Raw genomic sequence first — 19,095 nt, forward strand, 5'->3', positions numbered from 1 at the left:
TTTATGCGCGCCGTTCAAAGGCAAGGCGTGCGGCCAGTGCCAGAAATACGCAACCAGTAAAAATCTGGAACGCGCGTGCCAGACGGGCCGAACGCGACAGGAACTGGCCTAGCTTTCCGGCAAAACCACCAACCAGGCAATTGATAATCGTGCCGCCGATATTCAGGATCACACCAAGGATCAGAAACTGTGCCAGAACCGATCCGCGCGCCGGGTCAACGAATTGCGGAATAAAAGCCAGCACGAAAACGATGATCTTCGGATTAAGCAGGTTAACAACTATGCCGTCGCGCCAAGCCTTTATTGCGGTTGCCGGGGCGGTTTTCGCCGGCTTTAAAACGCCTCCGCGGTCACTGAAGGACTGAAACGCCAGCCACACCAGATAGCCAATCCCCGCCCAGCGCAGAATTTCCAGCGCAACCGGGTGGGCGGCTACCACTGCTGCCAGTCCCAAACCAGCAAGAAGAGTATGGATCATGGCTCCTGTCGCGATCCCGAAACTGGCGGCCAGACCCGCCCGTGGTCCTGATTTAATCCCCTGACCCAAGCAAAAAAGCATGTCGTTGCCTGGCGTCATGTTCAGCGCCAGCGCGGTCGGAACGAAAATCAGCAGAGTTTCAACAGGGATCAGCATATCGAGACTCCGTTGGGATCAAGTACCTGCGCCATATCGATGCAGGGCTGAACCGTTCTTCTTTAGCCAGTGCTGCTGCTTTTTTGATGGGCCATAAAGGTCTTCGACGACAGCCCAGAAACGCGCACTATGGTTCAGTTCCTGAAGATGGGCGACCTCGTGGGCGACGACGTAATCCAGCACATCTTCAGGGGCGAGTACGAGTCGCCAGCTAAAGGACAGATTGCCGCTTGATGAACAACTGCCCCAGCGCGTGCGCGTATCTTTCAGCGAAATGCGATTGACCTTCTTGCCGATCCGTTCGGCATAGGCATGCGCACGAGGCGCGATTTCAAGTTTCGCCTGCTTTTTCAGCCAATCAGAAACCCTGCGGTTGGTGTGCTCTGGCAATCCCGAAACCCAGATCACACCGGCTTCGGCCCAGACCCCACGCCTGGCGTCGGGAACGGTGCGGATGGCGTGTTCATTTCCCATGAACGGCACCCAGGCACCGGGGACAAACTGCACGCGTTCTGGTAACCGACGCATATGAGCCGTGACCCAGTCGCCATGCTGATGCAGCATCGATATTGCCGTTTTGCGTGAAACGCCGTTGGGCACGACGATTTCAACACCGTCAAAGGCCGGATCGATCCGCAATTTGAGTCGCGTCGCACGCGCGCTTGGCCGCAACCGGACCGGCAAGGGGCCGATTTGCGGCAGATCGATTTCGGTTTCTTCAATATTTCGCAGCATTCAGGGTGAATTTTTCCAAAAGCGGGGTGGAATTTTCGTACTTTTTGCGCCTTTTTGGCCGGAAGGCCATCTTGGCCCTTGCCCGGCAGTAGTGTTTTCCTATACTCCGCGCTCAAGGTCTAGGGGACTTTTGCAATGCATTTGTTGCAGCCCCGCAAGGGACGTTGGCCTGAATGTGCCGCGCCCCGGTTTACATCGGAAGAAGAAAGGCGTCACTCCAATGAGCGATCAGGTCAAAAAGGTGGTGCTTGCCTATTCAGGCGGGCTTGATACCTCCATCATCCTGAAATGGCTGCGCGAAGAATATAACTGCGAAGTCGTGACTTTCACCGCCGATCTCGGCCAGGGCGAGGAACTTGAACCCGCCCGCAAGAAGGCCGAGATGTTTGGCGTCAAACAGATTTTCATTGAAGATCTGCGCGAAGAATTCGTTCGCGACTATGTCTTCCCGATGTTCCGTGCGAACGCCCTTTATGAAGGTGTGTATCTGCTCGGTACCTCGATCGCACGTCCGCTGATTGCCAAGCGCCAGATCGAAATCGCTGAAGAAGTCGGTGCAGACGCAGTTTCCCACGGCGCTACCGGCAAGGGCAACGATCAGGTCCGTTTCGAGCTTGGCTACTACGCGCTCAAGCCGAACGTAAAGGTCATTGCACCGTGGCGCGAATGGAAACTGAATTCGCGCACGGCTCTTTTGAACTTTGCCCGCGAACATCAGATTCCGATCTCGGCTGACAAGCTGGGCGGGGATGAGCCCCCCTATTCAACCGATGCCAACCTTCTGCACATTTCCTATGAAGGCAAGGCGCTGGAAGATCCGTGGGTCAAGCCGAACGAACAGATGTTTGAACGCACTGTATCGCCACAGAACGCACCCGATGCGATCACCACGATTGAAATCGAGTTCGAACAGGGTAACCCGGTTGCCGTCAATGGCGAACGCATGAGCCCGGCAACCCTTCTGACCAAGCTGAACGACGTTGCGGGCAAAAACGGCATCGGTCGTCTTGATCTGGTCGAAAACCGTTATGTCGGCATGAAATCGCGCGGCGTTTACGAAACCCCGGGTGGCACCATCCTTTCAGTTGCGCACCGCGCAATGGAAAGCATTACGCTTGACCGTAATGCCGGCCATCTCAAGGACGAGCTGATGCCGCGTTACGCCGAGATGATCTATAATGGCTACTGGTGGTCGCCGGAACGTCAGGCCCTGCAGCGCCTGATCGACGAAACCCAGAAAACCGTCAACGGTATTGTTCGCCTTGACCTTTACAAGGGCAACGTCACGGTTACCGGTCGCAAGTCGCCGAACTCGATCTACTCCGAAGAACACGTCACCTTCGAAGCAGATACCGTTTACAACCAGCGCGACGCAGAAGGCTTCATCAAACTGAACGCCCTTCGCCTGCGCCTTGGTTTTGACCGCGACGGCGTGAAGTAAGTTTCACCGTTGTGATGCATTACGAAACGAGGGGTGATCATCACCCCTCGTTTTTGTTTTGAAGCTTGGTTATAAGCACCCGATGCAGCGCTATAAATGTACCGTCGAATATAATGGGCGTCCCTATCACGGATGGCAGTTCCAGGAAGAGGTGATCTCGGTCCAGCAGGTTTTTGAAACCGCGCTGGAAAAGTTCATCGGTGAATTTGTGCGCGTATATGTATCTGGCCGCACCGATGCGGGGGTACATGCCTTTGGCCAGGTCGTGCATTTTGATCTGCCGCGCATTTATCCCGCGGATGTCGTGATGAATGCGATCAATCATCACCTCAAACCTGATCCGGTGGCTGTGATTGACTGCGTCGAGGTCGATGAAAACTTCCACGCCCGGTTTTCATCCAAGAAACGGTACTACATGTATCGCATCATCAATCGGCGTGCGCCGCTGACAATTGATGCCGGTCTTGCATGGGGCATTTTCAAGCCGCTTGATATCGATGCGATGAATGAGGCTGCGGCCTATCTGGTTGGCACGCATGATTTCACCACTTTTCGCGCCAGCGAATGCCAGGCCAAAAGCCCGGTCAAGACGCTTGAGAAACTGACCGTTGCGCGTAGCGAACATGACCCGCTGGATATTCGCGTCCATACCGAAAGCCGATCATTCCTGCATCATCAGGTGCGCAATATGGTCGGAACCCTCGTCCTGGTGGGCAAGGGCAACTGGAAGCCAATTGATGTCAAAACCGCACTCGAAGCCTGTGATCGCAAGGCTGGCGGGCCAACAGCCCCGGCCGACGGGCTTTATTTCGTCAAGGTTGATTACTGAACTTGATCTTGCTGGGCAGAGCGCGGTTTTTGGTGGCTTTGATCATCTTCTGCATAAATGTTCAGCTGTTTTAATTTTACGTTCTTGAACTGCATATTAAAGATCACCAGATTCCAATAAGATAAGTGCGCTCTTCAAATCGTTATAACGGTAAGTTCCGAGCCATGCTGACGGTTGGTCAGGATCTTGGGGGGTGGGCGTTTTTGGCATTGGTGCCGCTTGGCATCATGCATTGGGCTCAGGGGACGATCTGATATGTCCAGAAGTATTGTTTTCAAGGTTGCTTTGGCCGCTTTGGTCATTCTGATCAGCGGCATTTTCCTGCTTGGCGCTGTTATCATGCAGCGTATCGACCAGCAGGTCAGTGATACCAGTCTCCAATCGCAAAAGCTTAACCTGCGTGTTGCGGCCCTGTTGCTGCAGGATGCCTATCCGGATTTGAAAGTGACCATTGGTGCAGACGGTGAAACGACCAAACTGGTTATGCCCGAAATTCCCGATCTGTCATCTCATGAACTGATCGACCGTATCGGAACCGCCACCGGCCAGACGGCAACCGTATTTTCCTGGGTGCCTGCAGAAAACGACTTTATCCGTGTTTCGACCAATATCATCAAGCCGGATGGCCAGCGGGCCGTTGGAACGATGCTGGGGAATGGCAGTGCTGCCTATGGCCCCACCACTTCGGGAAAAACATTCCGTGGCGAGGCAGTCATTCTTGGCACCGCCTATATCACTCAATACACGCCGATCTTTAATCCGGGCGGTGATGTGATCGGCATTCTTTATGTCGGAATTGCCAAGGCCGAAGTCGCCGAGGTCGCATCGGCTATCGAGTTGCGCATCGCTATTGCCGGTATCGTCGTTGCCCTGATTGCCGGGGTGTTGTTGGTGGTTCTGTTACGCTGGCAGCTTGGCCCGCTTCATGTTCTGGGCAATACCATCGCCCGTTTTGTTGACCGCGATTTTTCCGGCGATGTTGCCTATACGACGCGAAAGGATGAAATCGGCGTGATCGCTGATGGTCTTGTCCGCTGGAAAGAAACCGCAGGCAAAATCATGGAAGCCGAGGAAGCCCGGATTGCGGCTGAAAAACGTAACGAGGATGAACGCATTCAGCAACGCAACCGCCTCGCGAAAGAGCTTGAGGAATCCGTCGGTCAGATCGTTTCTTCGGTCCGACAGGCAACGGAAGGCATGATGCGTTCGACCCGCCAGATGCGGGACTCCGCCGATCATTCGGTTCGCCAAAGCAGCCATGTCAGCGAAGCCGCAAACGAGTCGGCGCGAAGCGTTCAGACGGTTGCCGCCGCGACCGAAGAACTTTCGGCATCTATCACCGGGATCGGAAGTCAGGTTGACGAATCGACATCCATCGCCGATACCGCCGTTACCGAAGCATCGCGGGCCAATGAAATGGTCAGCGGCCTTGCCGACGCGGCCGAACGGATCGGCGAAGTCGTGAGCCTGATTAACGATATTGCGGCTCAGACCAACTTACTGGCATTGAATGCCACCATCGAAGCCGCCCGTGCCGGCGAGGCAGGCAAGGGCTTTGCCGTTGTGGCGCAGGAAGTCAAAAACCTTGCCAATCAGACGGCCAAGGCAACCGATGAAATTGCCCAGCAGATCGGTGCGATTCAAAGTGAAACCAAACTGACGGTCGAGGCCATCGAAAAAGTGACCCAGACCATCGCGACCATCAACGATATCACCAATGGCATTTCGGCATCGGTTTCCGAACAGAACGCCGCAGTCAGTGAAATCGCCAACAGTGCCGCGACCGCGTCGAGCGGTTCAAGCGAGGTCGTCAGCAATATCGAGGAAATCCATCAGGCCGCCAGCAGCAGCGGTGCTGCCGCAAACGAGCTTGATACAAATGTCGGGGCCTTGTCAGGACAGATCGAAACCCTGCACAGAACTGTCTCCGACTTCCTTAAACAACTGCGTGCCGGTTAAGGCTTTTGGTTCTTCGGGTGGGTTTCGTTTCGGCTCACCCGAAGAACCAGTGCCAGAGAAATGGCAGGGTGAGCGCGGTGGCAAGCGTATTAAGCCCCATCGCCAACCCTGAAAAGGCACCGGCCGTTTCATTTACCTGAAACGCCCGTGCCGTTCCGATCCCGTGTGCGGCAACCCCCATGGCAAATCCGCGCGCACGCCAGTCTTTCAATCGTGCCAAATTCATCACCATCGGGCCAAGTGTCGCTCCGACAATGCCGGTTGCGATCACGCAAACCGCTGTCAGGGCCGGGACACCGCCAATTTCATCAGCAATGCCCATCGCAACCGGTGTCGTGACCGATTTCGGTGCCAGTGACGCCAGCGTTTCCGGGCTCGCACCCAGAACCCATGCCAAAACAACCGTACTGACACTGGCGACCAGCGATCCGAACAGCACGCCGAAAATAATTACCGGCAATGCCCGTTTCAGTGTTTCCATCTGGCGAAACAGCGGTACGGCAAGTGCGACCGTCGCCGGGCCCAGAAGGAAGTGCACAAACTGCGCCCCTTCGAAATAGGTCGCATAAGGGGTGCCGGTGCTTTCCAGCAGAAACGCAATCAGTGCAATGGCGATCACCACCGGATTGCAAACCGGATTGCGGTCGGTTTTCTGATACAGCCAGAACCCGATGGAATAGGCGACAAGCGTTATTGTCAGGCCTGTTAATGGCTTGGCCGAAAGATAAACCCAAAGCTGCGTGATATCTGTCTCGCCCATTATTTTGTCTCCCCATCGGCAATGGTTTCTTTTGGTTTGGGAAGCAGTTTCGACATCAGAAGGGCGGTCAAAACCATCGCAAGCAGGGTGGAAAAGATCAGGGCTGCCGTAATCGGCAACCAGTCCCCGCGTAAACGGTCAAGCTGTGTCACCACCCCGACCCCTGCCGGAACGAACAGCAGTGAAAAATGGATCAGAAGGTTATCGGCTGCATCGGTCAAAACCTTGGGCGGGTGGCGTTTGACGATCAGCCCGATAAACAAAAGCCCAAGCCCGATCACCGGGCCGGGTACCGGCAGGTCAAACAGTTCCGATATCACCTCGCCAAACAGCTGGCAGACGAGGATCAGAGCAAACGCAGCAATCATCAGCAACCTCCCGATATTTACGTCTTTGGATTAGACATAATGACTTTGCGCCCGTTCGACTTTTATTAATAACGAAAAACGCCCGTGCGGAAATGGCACAGGCGTTTGAAGTCATTCGATATTTCAGGTGACCCTAAAGGATTTCCAGTACACTTTCCGGCGGTCGCCCAAGTGCAGCCTTGTGGCCATTGACCACAATCGGACGTTCAATCGCACGCGGATGGGCGCACAGTGCCTCAATCAAATCATCGCCGCGAAGATCGGCAATGCCTTCTTCTTTGGCTTCTTTCTTGCGCAGGATATCTTCCGGTGCCATGCCCAGCATGCCAAGAATCTCCTTTAATTCCTGCGGGGTGGGCGGCGTATCCAGATACTGGATCACGTCGGGGGTAATCCCCTGTTCCTCGATCAGTGCAAGAGTCTGGCGCGACTTGGAACAACGCGGATTGTGATAGATGCGGACCATCATATTCATGGTTCTCCTTCACGCAAAAGGCAGCATGTACCGATCCTTTTTAGGGGCTCGATCCCGATTGCACCAGTCCGTTTTGCTTATTTCACCATCATCCAGATCGCCATGGCGACCATCATGATGTTTTCCGTCAGTGAAATGAAACCAAGTGGAACATTGCTGTCCCCGCCGACACAGGCACATTTAAGATCGCGTTTATCGATATAAACCGCCTTGAAAACCGATATCGCCCCGATTGTCCCGATGAAAAGGGCAACAGGAACGGCAAGCCACATAAGTGCGCCCAAAATCATAAGCACGCCTGCCAATGCCTCACCAAACGGGTAAAGGTAGGCATACCGCACCCACCGTTGCGCCAGCAGGTCATAGCCCAGAAACATGTTCGAAAAGCTTTCCAGGTCCCGCAGCTTCAGGATGGCAAGAATGCACATCGACGTTGCGATGAACCACTCAACCGCCCGAACCGTCAGAAAATCGCCAAATGCGGCCCAGCTAAGGCCCAGCGCCATAAGTGCTGCCATGCCGAAAACGGCAATGACCGGCTGATAGGTAACTGAATTGCCATCATTTACCGGTTTGCCGAAATATTCCCGCAATTCGTCATGGCCGCCGATCCGTTCGCCATTGATGAATGTCTGCGGTGTCGTATCTACATTGTGTTCTGCCTGAAAGTCATCAGTTTCTTTTCGGGTAGTCAGCCAATGATCATCAACTTCGTATCCTTCGCGTTTCAAAAGATCGCGCGATTTAAGTCCGAACGGGCAGATATGCGCGTCCATCACCATCCGGTAAAGCGTTGCCTTGCGTGTCTGTACGGTCATGACTTGATCTCTCTCGTCTTGCCTTCGGGTCTACGCTTTTATGGAACTTGCCCGGGCGGCATTTGTTCCACACAATATGGAAACGCAGTCTTTCAGTGCCCGAAAAACGCCAGCACGGCAATCAGATGCCGTCAATCATGGATAACAGGTCGTTCAGGTGATCCAGATCGCCATCAATGATCCTGGTGGCCGTGTCATAGCCAAATCCCTGCCGGGCAAGTGCTGCCAGATCTTTGTCGCGTTTTTCATTGCGCTGGTCGGGTCGACGAAATGGGCCAAGGCGACGGCGTCGGGCATAGGCTGCCGCCGCGGCAAGGTTGGGATCGGTACCCCGGATATCTTCATAGGCCGCCTGATCGGCTTCCTGCCTGAGGTCGGTGATGGTGTCGTCAATCATGTGCGACGCAATGCCGCGCGCATTCAGATCGGCAGCGATCACCCGCATGGCCTTGCCCTTGCGCAGAAGCGATCTGGCGCGTCCCTTGGCATAGGCAGTGTCATTGATAAATCCGGCATTTTCGCAAGTGTTCAGAACGCTTTTCATCCATTCTTCGGCTTCCTGCGGATCGGTGCCGTATTCCGCAACCGAGATCCTGATTTTGCCACGCATCAGTTTTTCAAGCCGGGCGCGCGATGCGGCAAAGCGTTCCAGATACCAGGTGGCATAGTTCATCAGATAGTCGCGCGTTACCCGGCGCGGTTTTTTGGGGTCGCGCGGGTTGCGATCTTTGCCTTTGGCGGCACTTTTGCGGGAAAAGCTGGCGTTCCCGCCAAATTTTTCCGCCTTGCTGTCAGGCGCTAAATCACTGCGGTTTTCGTGTGATTCTTTCATTTCATCCAATGCTGATCAATACGCACCCTTGCACTTGATGCCCAACTCTCCCTATTTTACCGGCAATTGTCTGCATTTTTCCGAAGGATTTTTCATGCAAGAGCTAGCACCGCGTCAAATGGGCGCGATCAACTGGCTCGGTCTGTGGACGCTTTATGCCAAGGAAGTTCGACGTTTTCTAAACGTCCATCTGCAAACCATCGGGGCACCGGTGGTGACCAGCCTGTTATTCATGGCGGTCTTCCTTCTGGCACTCGGGCGCGCGGTCGAGACGGTCAATGGCGTTCCTTTCGCCACTTTCCTTGCCCCCGGCCTGGTCATGATGACCATGGCTCAAAACGCATTTGCCAATACTTCAAGTTCCATCATCATCTCGAAGGTACAGGGCAATATTGTCGATGTTCTGATGCCGCCGCTTTCGGCCGGTGAAATGGTTGCCGGTTTTGCCTTTGGTGCGGTCACCCGCGGGATCATGGTTGGTGTCGCCACGACCATTGTCATGGCGTTCTTTGTCGATGTTGGCATCCATAATATCTGGGCGATCCTGTATTTCGGGATTTCGGCATCGCTGATGTTGTCGTTGCTTGGTATTGCCGGTGGTGTCTGGTCCGAGAAATTCGACCATATCGCCGTTGTGACCAACTTTGTCATCACCCCGCTTTCCTTCCTGTCGGGTACTTTCTATAGTGCGGAAAACCTGCCCGAAGCTGGCAAGGTACTGGTCCATTACAACCCGTTCTTCTACATGATCGACGGGTTCCGTTATGGTTTTACCGGGGTTTCGGACGGCACGGTGATGACCGGTGTTGTGGTGCTGGCGGTGGTTAATATCCTGCTTTGGATTCTGTGCTATCGCATGATCAAAAGCGGTTACAAGCTTAAAGCCTGATCACCAAAACAGTGCGGTTTTCAGCATTAAATTCCGTTTAAGGGCAGCATTCCGCATCGGATGCTGCTCTTTTTCATATCAGCCCTGTTTGAATACGGGCTTTTGCGCCGTTGACAGAGGTCAGGAATCTCTTGATACTCCGCGGCTTCCCGGTATTCTGCCGGAGCTGACCTGTTGGTCAGGAATGATTTTTTACCCCTGATTGAGGAATGAAGAAGTGATTACTCCCGTCATGCCGACCTACGCGCGGGCCGATCTGGCCTTTGAGAAAGGTGAAGGACCTTATCTCTATGCGCAGGATGGCCGACGATTCCTCGATTTCGGGTCGGGTATTGCGGTGAATACCCTTGGCCATGCGCATCCGCATCTGGTCGAGGCGCTGACCGAACAGGCCAAGAAAGTCTGGCATACGTCGAACCTGTACCGAATTCCGGGGCAGGAAAAGCTTGCCGCACGTCTGGTTGAAAATACCTTTGCCGACACCGTGTTCTTCTGTAACTCCGGGGCAGAGGCCAACGAAGCCGGCATCAAGATGTTGCGCCGTTACCAGTATGTCAGCGGTCATGCCGAAAAGAACCGGATTCTCGTGGCGACCAATGCCTTCCACGGTCGGACCCTTGGTACCCTGACCGCCGGTTATAGCGATAAATACCGCGAGGGCTTTGGCCCGATGCCCGATGGTTTCGACCGTGTGGCATTTGGCAATCTGAACGAATTGCGCGATGCAATCACGCCCGAGACCGCCGGTATTCTGGTCGAACCGATTCAGGGTGAAGGCGGCATCTGCAAGGCCCCCGCAGGGTATCTTGAAGGTCTGCGCAAGGCGGCTGACGAGTTCGGTCTGCTTGTGATGTTTGACGAGGTCCAGACCGGCGTTGGACGCACGGGCAAACTTTATGCCTATGAATGGTCGGACATGAAACCCGATCTGATTTCATCGGCCAAGGGGCTTGGCGGTGGTTTCCCGGTCGGTGCATTGCTGGCGACCGAACGCGCGGCACAGGCATTGCCTGCCGGGATGCATGGCACGACCTTTGGCGGCAATCCGCTTGCCATGGCGGCGGCCAATGCGGTTCTTGACGTCATCCTTAAACCCGGTTTCATGGACAATGTTCTTGCCATGAGCCAGTTGATCCGTGACGGCCTTGCGGCCATTGCCCGAAAACATCCGGGCTTTATCGCGGAAGTTCGTGGCATGGGCCTGCTTTTGGGCATGAAAACTGTGCCGACCAATGTTGATGTTGTCGCCAAGTTGCGTGAACTGGGTCTTTTGACCGTTCCGGCGGGCGATAACGTGGTGCGTCTTTTGCCACCGCTTAACATCACCAAAACCCATGTCGACGAGGCGCTGGCAGCAATCGATGCCGCCGCGGCAGCCTTGGCGCAATAAGGATAAAAAAATGACTGATATCAGGCACTTTCTCGATATCGACAAAATGTCGGCGGGAACACTGAACGATATTCTTGAACTCGGATCGGTGGAAAAGGCTGGCAAGGCACCGTTTGGCGACAAGCCGCTGGCGGGCAAAACCCTTGCCCTTATTTTTGAAAAGCCATCGACCCGTACACGTGTGTCGTTCGAAGTCGGTATGCGCCAGCTTGGCGGCGATGTTGTCATCCTTGATGCGGCAAGTTCGCAGTTGGGGCGCGGGGAAACCATTGCCGATACCGCACGCGTTTTGTCGCGCTTTGTCGATGCGATCATGATCCGGACGACGGATGAATCGAAACTGCTGGAACTGGCGAAACATGCCACCGTTCCCGTGATCAACGGCCTGACCGACCAAAGCCACCCGTGCCAGATCATGGCCGACCTTATGACAGTCAAGGAACACAAGGGCCGCATCAATGGTCTGAAGTTTGCCTGGGTTGGCGATGGCAACAATGTTTCGGCATCCTTCATCCATGCCGCGCCGAAATTCGGCTTTGCGCTTGATATGGCCTGCCCGGCGGGGTATCGCCCCAATCAGGGGCTGATCGAAACCGCCAATGCCGAAGGCGGCAAAGTCCGTCTGACCGACATGGATAGCGCGCTTGACGGGGCCGACGTTATCGTCACCGACTGCTGGGTTTCGATGGGAGATAAGGATTACGATGCCCGCATGGCAACTCTGGCACCCTATCAGGTCAATGCAGGCGCAATGGCAAAGGCAAACAAGGATGCGATCTTTATGCATTGCCTGCCTGCCCACCGTAACGAAGAAGTCACCGACGACGTGATCGACGGGCCGCAATCGGTCGTGTTTGACGAAGCCGAAAACCGTCTGCATGCGCAGAAAGGGGTTCTGCTATACTGCTTTAATGGCTTGCCTTCCTGACGGTGCTGACTAAATAAGACATCAGAATTTCGGGGCGGACAGTGATGTTCGCCCCTTTGCTTTGGCGTGACATGGCTGGACAATGCGGTTCTGCTGTTGTTATACGCCCCGGAACACGTAAAAACGCGGAACCCGAAAATGCAGATCGCTGTCGATTTTTGTCAGCCCTTCACGCTGGATCATTCCAATATTCGCGGCCGTTTCGCACGGCTTGGCCCGACGGTGCAGACCATCATCGGTCAGCACAGCTATCCGCCGCTTGCAAATCATCTGCTGGGCGAGATTATCGGGCTGGCTGTCCTGTTGTCGTCGGCGCTGAAATATGAAGGCCTGTTTACCCTTCAGACTTCGTCGGACGGTCCGATTGGCATGATGGTTGTCGACGTCGATAGCGACGGCAACATCCGTGCCTGTGCGCGTGTTGATGAAGACCGCCTCGCCACGATGATTGCGGCCGAAGATGGTGGTGAAGATGCCCTGCGCGGACAGGTGCACAAGCTGATGGGGCATGGCCACATCGCTTTCACCGTCGATCAGGGCGGCGATCACGAACGCTATCAGGGTATTGTCTCGCTTGAAGGCAATACGCTTGCGGAATGTGCCGAAGCCTATTTCCGTCAGTCCGAACAGATTGAGGCATCGTTCAAACTTGAAGTCCACCAGGGCGAACTTGCCCATGACTGGTGGGTGGGTGGTCTGTTCCTGCAGCGTCTTCCGGCCAGTGCATCGGGCGATGCCGCAACCCCGGAAGAAGATGAAAAGATCACCGAGGACTGGAACCGCTCCAAGATTCTGATGGCAAGTGCGACCGAAAACGAACTGGTCGATATCTCGCTATCCGCCCATGATCTGATCTGGCGTCTGTTCCATGACGAAGAACCGCGCGTGTTCGATCAGACAGCGTTGCAGTTCAAATGCCGTTGCTCGCGCCAGAAAATCGAAGGCGCGCTTGTGTCCTATCCGCTTGATGAACTTCTGGATATGCGCGAACCCGATAGTGGGGAAGTCGCGGTCTCCTGCCAGTTCTGCAATACGCGATACGGCTTTAACGAGGCCGACCTGCGTGCGCTCAAATCCGGCGAGGATGCATAATTTCCTGCACCGTGGCGGTTTTTGATCGTCACAGCCTTGCCTTAATCATCAAGCAACGTCACCATGCCCACCAAAAGGTATGGTGGCGTTTTTATTTGAGGCAGGAGAAAGACTTGATGAAGGCATTGTCCATCAATGGAATGCGCTTGGCCCTGGCGGGTGCGGTTGTTGCCCTTCTGGCGGCCTGTACCAGCGCACCGGTGCAAACCTATCCCGATGTGACCTGGCGCCATCTCGACCCGATTGTATTTGCAGCCGGGCCGATTGAAAAAGTGGCGGCCTATCCGGCCGGGGGTGACAACAACCTTGAAGCCTATCTGCCGTTCAGCCTTGGCAAGATGGCAATGAACTGGCCCGATGAACGCATTCAGACGGCCGGTACCAGCGACATTCTGCGTTATAGCGTGACCGAGGCATCCATTACCTCAAGCGCGCTTAAAACCACGAAGGGCTTTTCGGGCGTCTTTACCGACGATCAGTCCGAGCAGGTCGAAATGAAAGTCGCAGCCAAGCTCGAAGTTCTGGACCCGAACGGCACCCAGAAAGGCGAAGTCGCCGCAACAGCGATTCGCACTCGGACCTTGGCGGAATCGATGTCGGTCGCCGAACGTGAAAAGGCGGTCTATGACGAAACCGCAACGCTTCTGATGGACCTTGATCGCGAACTTGAACGCCAGATCAACGCTAATTTCGGGCGGTTCATGTTGCGCTAAATTCCAGTATTCATATTGCTATGTCAAAAGCCCGGCAGTTTTCCTGCCGGGCTTTGTCTTTAACGGAACATCATCACCGGCACCTGACAGGACCGTACCATTTCGGTCGTCGTGCTGCCGATGATCAGGTTGCGAATGCGTGAATGGCCGTATGCGCCCATGACCAGAAGGTCGATGCCGTCCGCCTCGATCCGGTTCTTGATCACGTCTTCGGGTTCACCGGTCTCAAAGCCGGCTTCGACCGCATACCCGGCCTTGCGCAGCAGACCGGCGGCATCGTCGAGTTTGTCCTGCAAACTGTCGGTCGGTTTGCCAACGCATAGCAAAACGCACGGCAGGCCGATAAAAAGCTTGCCGCTGGCAATATGGCGTACCGCCTTCATCGCACTTTCACCACCATCAAATGCAATCAGGAACTTGCTGATCGGTTTGAACGTGCGCGATGCGACCAGAACCGGTTTGGTCGCAGACCGGACAACCCGTTCAAGATTTGACCCCAGATGCAGTTTGGCAAAATCGGCGGCCTCGCCCCGCTTGCCAATGATGATCAGGTCGGCATCGCCTTCAAACTCGCCAATTGCATCAATCAGATCGCCATGACGAAGCTTGGAGGTAACGGATGAAAGTCCAGCTTCTTCAAGGCCCGATTTGGCTTCTTCAAGCAACAGCCGCCCGCGTTTTAGCTCTAGCTTGGCCTTTTGTTCATCAAGGTCGGCCAGCTCCTGCAAAAGGGCGCTACGTGCGCCAAGTTTGAGGTTACCACTAAGGTCGGCGGGTTCGGAGCCCACGCCGCGACGGCCCAGCACATGCATCAGCTCAACCGATGCTTCGGTGCGTTCCGCTACCCAGCAGGTCAGGTCGCGAACGCTTTGCGAATAGCTCGATCCGTCGATCAGTGCGATCAGATGTGTCATTGATCGTCCCCTTCCCTAATGGCCCATCAGGCGTTCAAAAGCGCCGGGCTTGTCATGTATGGCCAGTTTATCGACAATTGTTTCGCTGGCTTCATTGAGACCGATCAATTCGACTTCGGCCCCTTCACGGCGGAATTTCAGCACGACCATATCAAGGGCCGCAACACTTGAAATGTCCCAGATATGCGCATGGCTGACATCAATCGTGACCTTGTCCAGCGCTTCCTTGAAATTGAATGCCGCGGTGAAATCATCGGCAGAGGCAAAGAAAACCTGCCCTTCGACGTTATAGGTCCGATGCGTACCGTCTTGTGAAAGTGTGCTGGAAACGCGGAAAATCTGCGAAATCTTCCACGCAAAGAAAATGCCGGACAGCAAAACCCCGATCAAAACGCCAATCGCAAGGTTATGGGTCGCGACGACCGTTATCACGGTTGCCAGCATCACGATGGACGAGCTTCTCGGATGGTCACGAAGGTTTTTGATCGAGGACCAACTGAATGTGCCGATCGAGACCATGATCATGATCGCAACAAGGGCTGCCATCGGAATGATGCTGACGATATCGCTTAACACGACGATCATGAAAAGCAGGAAAACCCCGGCAACAAAGGTCGATAAACGTCCGCGCCCGCCCGATTTCACATTGATCACGGACTGCCCGATCATCGCACAGCCCGCCATGCCGCCGATAAAGCCGGTGGCGGTATTGGCTATGCCCTGGCCGATGCATTCGCGGTTCTTGTTTGACGGCGTATCGGTCAGATCATCGACGATCTGGGCCGTCATCAGACTTTCGAGCAAGCCGACAACCGCAACAGCCGCCGAATAGGGCAGAATGATCATCAGGGTTTCAAGGTTCAGCGGAATGTCGGGGATCAGGAAGACCGGCAGGGTCGAAGGCAGTTCGCCCATATCACCCACGGTTCGCAGATCGGCATTGATAAACAGCGAAATCACCGTCAGCACAATGATACAGACCAAGGGCGAGGGGATTGTTTTGGTAATGCGCGGGAACAGGTAGATAATGGCAAGTCCGCCCGCAACCATCACATAAGTCACCCAGGTGACATTGGTCAATTCGGGCAACTGTGCCATGAAAATCAGGATTGCCAGGGCATTGACAAAACCGGTCATCACGGATTTAGAGACAAACCGCATGACATAACCCAGCTTGAATATACCGGCGACAATCTGCAACAGGCCTGCCAGCACAGTCGCCGCCAGCAGATATTCAAGCCCGTGATCGCGCACCAGCGTAATCATCAGGACGGCGGTTGCTGCGGTTGCGGCTGAAATCATGCCCGGTCGCCCGCCAACAATCGCGGTAATCACCGCAATCGAAAAGGACGCATAAAGCCCGATCTTCGGGTCGACCCCGGCAATGATCGAAAAGGCAATGGCTTCGGGGATCAGGGCAAGGGCAACGACAATCCCGGCAAGGATATCGCCGCGAATATTGCCAAACCATTCGGTCCGCAACTGCGGAAGGAAATCGGTGTTCACAGACTTAACTCCAGTCTCGCAGTCCGCCAGCAATCCGGCAGACGGGTTTCTGTTATATGATCAGGGAATAAAAAAGGGGCGGAAAGCTGTTTCGTCACTGCCACGCGGTAACATCGGCGCTGTTGATACAGCCCGGTCGGAAGCAGGAATTATCGAAACAGTTCTTACATCGGCCCCGTGTCCGTCAAAGGATAAACAAGTTTTGCTGCGTCGCAACGCTGCCTATTTAAAGGAATTCCAGAAACGGCACAACCGACAATATTGGAATGCCGAAGGCAAAGAGCTGTGATCCAACGTAAAAGACCCCGCTTAAATCAAAGCGGGGTCTTTGTGAATCAACAGGTTGGACCTGAAATTCTATTTACGATTCTGGCGATTTTCGATCAGATCATCAACCACACCCGGATCGGCAAGGGTCGATGTATCGCCAAGCTGGTCATATTCGTTCGCCGCAATCTTGCGCAGGATGCGGCGCATGATTTTGCCCGAACGGGTTTTCGGCAGTCCCGGCGACCACTGGATGTAATCGGGGCTGGCAATCGGGCCGATTTCCTTGCGGACCCACTGAACCAGTTCCTTGCGCAGTTCTTCCGTCGGTTCTTCACCGGCATTCAGCGTGACATAGGCATAGATGCCCTGACCCTTGATGTCATGCGGTACGCCGACCACGGCGGCCTCGGCCACCTTGGAATGCGCGACCAGTGCGCTTTCAACCTCGGCGGTGCCCATGCGATGGCCCGAAACGTTGATTACGTCATCAACGCGGCCGGTGATCCAGTAATAGCCATCCTCGTCCCGTCGTGCACCGTCGCCAGTCGTATAGACATTGGCGAATGTGCTGAAATAGGTCTGGATGAACCGTTCATGATCGCCATAAACCGTGCGCATCTGTCCCGGCCAGCTATCCTTGATCACAAGGTTGCCATCGGTTGCGCCGCTCAGTTCCTTGCCTTCATTATCCAGAAGGGCAGGCTGAACACCAAAGAACGGAAGCGTCGCCGACCCCGGTTTAAGGTCGGTGGCACCCGGAAGCGGCGTAATCAGGATGCCGCCGGTTTCGGTCTGCCACCAGGTATCGACAATCGGGCAGTTCCGTTTGCCGACATGCTCGTGATACCATTCCCATGCTTCGGGGTTGATCGGCTCGCCCACCGAACCAAGGATACGAAGGGACGAAAGATCCGCCTTGTTGACCCAGCTTTCGCCCTCGCGCATCAGGGCGCGGATCGCAGTCGGTGCGGTATAGAAGATGTTGACCTTGTGCTTCTCGCACACCTGCCAGAAACGTGATGCGTCCGGATAGCTTGGCACACCTTCAAACATCAGGGTCGTGGCACCATTGGCCAGCGGCCCGTAAACGATATAGCTGTGCCCGGTGACCCAGCCAACATCGGCCGTGCACCAGTAAATATCGCCTTCGTGATAATCAAAGACATACTGATGGGTCATCGATGCGTACACAAGGTATCCGCCCGACGTATGCAAAACGCCCTTCGGCTTGCCGGTTGAACCCGACGTATACAGAACAAAAAGCGGGTCTTCGGCATTGACTTCGGTCGGCGGGCAATCGGGGGATGCTGCCTCGCAAACTTCGTGATACCAGACGTCGCGGGCATCGTTCCACGCGATGTCCTTGCCGGTATGCTTGACGACAACCAGCTTTTCGACGGATTTGACACCGGGATGGGAAAGGGCTTCGTCTGCATTGCGTTTCAGCGGTACGCCGCGCCCGCCACGAAGGCCTTCATCCGATGTGATGACAACCTTCGCACCGCAATCTTCAACGCGGCCGGCCAATGCTTCGGGCGAAAATCCGCCAAATACGATGGAATGGATCGCACCGATGCGTGCGCAGGCCAGCATCGAAACCGCTGCGGCCGGGATCATCGGCAGGTAAATGACAACGCGGTCACCCTTGCCCACGCCCATCGATTTAAGCGCGTTGGCAAACCGGCAGACACGTTCATGCAGGTCTTTATAGGTGATATGTTCGGAAACGGACGGATCGTCGCCTTCGAAAATGATCGCGGTCTGATCACCGCGCTTGGCCAGATGACGGTCAAGGCAGTTGGCCGCAACGTTCAGCGTGCCGTCTTCATACCACTTGATATAAAGATCCCTGGCGTCAAAGCTGACATTCTTGACCTTGGTATATGGCTTGATCCAGTCGATGCGCTTGCCGTGTTCGCCCCAGAAGCCTTCGGGGTCTTCGACCGACTGCTTATACATGGCGTCGTATTTTGCCTTGTCGATCAGCGCGCCCTTCGCGATGTCGTCGGAGACGGGATAAACATTCGCAGACATATGTGGCCTCTTGTTCGTTTCCTGTTGTCTGTGCGTTCGCACCGGTCACCTGCCCACTAAGAGGTCTTTGGGCCGGTACGATATTCTTGTGCGTATCAGGTGCCGGTTTTCGCGGTTGCAATAACGGATGCGGAATAACCGGACGGGCGATGCAAGATCAGCCGGACGGCATGGCGTAAATCGGTTCCTGTCGCTTGCGCCCTATGCTAGTGCGCTGATGGATTTCAGGGAATACAACTTAAGGCGGGGGGCAAAAGGCACCGGATTATCCCGGATAAAACCCTGATTTCCCTGCCTTGTCGCCGGTTTCTGGCGTGCAGCACAACCATAACTTCCCGACGATCCCGAATGGATATCGGGATGTATGCCGGGCACAAGCAATCCCTGAAGTAGGTAATTGAAACATAGTCATATTATGGTGTCTTCGCCAGTCACGATCTGGCGATTTGCTTTGTTTCACGATGAGCTAACAATGCGGTTGCGTTCTGGATTTAATGGAACAAAACAG

The 19,095-nt window shown here is 54.9% G+C and carries 18 protein-coding genes; 8 read left to right on the plus strand and 10 right to left on the minus strand.

What is annotated here, in order from left to right; translation table 11 throughout:
* Nucleotide 1: 1 nt before the first annotated feature.
* Together LG297_RS00105 and LG297_RS00110 are read right to left on the minus strand one after the other, a co-directional pair.
* On the minus strand, nt 2-634 hold the full coding sequence (locus tag LG297_RS00105; protein ID WP_404423927.1) for a LysE family translocator: 633 nt from the start codon (nt 632-634) through the stop codon (nt 2-4).
* 18 nt (nt 635-652) lie between these two features.
* Nucleotides 653-1,369, minus strand: coding sequence for a M48 family metallopeptidase (locus LG297_RS00110; protein ID WP_404423929.1), 717 nt, complete (start codon nt 1,367-1,369; stop codon nt 653-655).
* Nucleotides 1,370-1,589: 220 nt separating this feature from the next.
* Between LG297_RS00110 and LG297_RS00115 the strand changes: the two genes are divergently transcribed.
* From LG297_RS00115 to LG297_RS00125, 3 genes are all read left to right on the plus strand, one after another.
* Complete coding sequence (locus LG297_RS00115; protein WP_062949720.1) at nt 1,590-2,810, plus strand: argininosuccinate synthase; 1,221 nt, start codon at nt 1,590-1,592, stop codon at nt 2,808-2,810.
* 82 nt (nt 2,811-2,892) lie between these two features.
* Complete coding sequence (gene truA / locus LG297_RS00120; protein WP_404423931.1) at nt 2,893-3,639, plus strand: tRNA pseudouridine(38-40) synthase TruA; 747 nt, start codon at nt 2,893-2,895, stop codon at nt 3,637-3,639.
* Between the two features lie 255 nt (nt 3,640-3,894).
* A complete protein-coding gene (locus tag LG297_RS00125; protein WP_404423933.1) occupies nt 3,895-5,598 on the plus strand; it encodes a methyl-accepting chemotaxis protein in 1,704 nt (567 codons plus the stop codon).
* Between the two features lie 34 nt (nt 5,599-5,632).
* Here the strand turns inward: LG297_RS00125 and LG297_RS00130 are convergent, their stop codons facing one another.
* The 5 genes from LG297_RS00130 to LG297_RS00150 all read right to left on the minus strand — a co-directional run bounded on the left by LG297_RS00130 (nt 5,633) and on the right by LG297_RS00150 (nt 8,851).
* Complete coding sequence (locus LG297_RS00130) at nt 5,633-6,358, minus strand: LrgB family protein (protein ID WP_404423935.1); 726 nt, start codon at nt 6,356-6,358, stop codon at nt 5,633-5,635.
* Entirely contained in the window at nt 6,358-6,726 is a 369-nt protein-coding gene (locus LG297_RS00135; RefSeq protein WP_404423937.1) for a CidA/LrgA family protein, read from the minus strand. The genes LG297_RS00130 and LG297_RS00135 overlap by 1 nt, the downstream gene beginning before the upstream one ends.
* A gap of 133 nt (nt 6,727-6,859) precedes the next feature.
* Entirely contained in the window at nt 6,860-7,201 is a 342-nt protein-coding gene (gene arsC / locus LG297_RS00140; protein ID WP_404423939.1) for an arsenate reductase (glutaredoxin), read from the minus strand.
* A 77-nt stretch (nt 7,202-7,278) separates the two neighbouring features.
* Nucleotides 7,279-8,019 (minus strand): MauE/DoxX family redox-associated membrane protein, encoded by a 741-nt coding sequence (locus LG297_RS00145; RefSeq protein WP_404423941.1) that lies wholly within the window; start codon nt 8,017-8,019, stop codon nt 7,279-7,281.
* Nucleotides 8,020-8,140: 121 nt separating this feature from the next.
* A complete protein-coding gene (locus tag LG297_RS00150; protein ID WP_404423943.1) occupies nt 8,141-8,851 on the minus strand; it encodes a regulatory protein RecX in 711 nt (236 codons plus the stop codon).
* A gap of 94 nt (nt 8,852-8,945) precedes the next feature.
* On the opposite strand from LG297_RS00150, the gene LG297_RS00155 reads away from it, so the two are divergent.
* The 5 genes from LG297_RS00155 (at nt 8,946) to LG297_RS00175 (ending at nt 13,863) form a co-directional block, all read left to right on the plus strand.
* Entirely contained in the window at nt 8,946-9,740 is a 795-nt protein-coding gene (locus LG297_RS00155; protein ID WP_404423945.1) for an ABC transporter permease, read from the plus strand.
* A gap of 232 nt (nt 9,741-9,972) precedes the next feature.
* On the plus strand, nt 9,973-11,130 hold the full coding sequence (locus tag LG297_RS00160) for an aspartate aminotransferase family protein (RefSeq protein WP_404426976.1): 1,158 nt from the start codon (nt 9,973-9,975) through the stop codon (nt 11,128-11,130).
* A gap of 10 nt (nt 11,131-11,140) precedes the next feature.
* Nucleotides 11,141-12,058: an ornithine carbamoyltransferase gene (gene argF, locus LG297_RS00165; RefSeq protein ID WP_404423947.1), complete on the plus strand. Its 918-nt coding sequence runs from the start codon at nt 11,141-11,143 to the stop codon at nt 12,056-12,058.
* 138 nt (nt 12,059-12,196) lie between these two features.
* Nucleotides 12,197-13,150 carry an Hsp33 family molecular chaperone HslO gene (locus LG297_RS00170; protein ID WP_404423949.1) on the plus strand — a complete coding sequence of 318 codons (954 nt, stop codon included), beginning with the start codon at nt 12,197-12,199 and terminating at the stop codon, nt 13,148-13,150.
* A gap of 116 nt (nt 13,151-13,266) precedes the next feature.
* On the plus strand, nt 13,267-13,863 hold the full coding sequence (locus LG297_RS00175) for a hypothetical protein (protein ID WP_404423951.1): 597 nt from the start codon (nt 13,267-13,269) through the stop codon (nt 13,861-13,863).
* Between the two features lie 59 nt (nt 13,864-13,922).
* Here the strand turns inward: LG297_RS00175 and LG297_RS00180 are convergent, their stop codons facing one another.
* The 3 genes from LG297_RS00180 to acs all read right to left on the minus strand — a co-directional run bounded on the left by LG297_RS00180 (nt 13,923) and on the right by acs (nt 18,587).
* Nucleotides 13,923-14,777: a universal stress protein gene (locus LG297_RS00180; RefSeq protein ID WP_404423953.1), complete on the minus strand. Its 855-nt coding sequence runs from the start codon at nt 14,775-14,777 to the stop codon at nt 13,923-13,925.
* A gap of 15 nt (nt 14,778-14,792) precedes the next feature.
* Nucleotides 14,793-16,283 carry a SulP family inorganic anion transporter gene (locus tag LG297_RS00185; protein WP_404423955.1) on the minus strand — a complete coding sequence of 497 codons (1,491 nt, stop codon included), beginning with the start codon at nt 16,281-16,283 and terminating at the stop codon, nt 14,793-14,795.
* Between the two features lie 357 nt (nt 16,284-16,640).
* On the minus strand, nt 16,641-18,587 hold the full coding sequence (gene acs / locus LG297_RS00190; RefSeq protein ID WP_404423957.1) for an acetate--CoA ligase: 1,947 nt from the start codon (nt 18,585-18,587) through the stop codon (nt 16,641-16,643).
* Between the last annotated feature and the right edge of the window lie 508 nt (nt 18,588-19,095).

Origin of the sequence: Thalassospira australica, from assembly GCF_044790785.1 — a bacterium.
GTDB lineage: Bacteria > Pseudomonadota > Alphaproteobacteria > Rhodospirillales > Thalassospiraceae > Thalassospira > Thalassospira australica_A.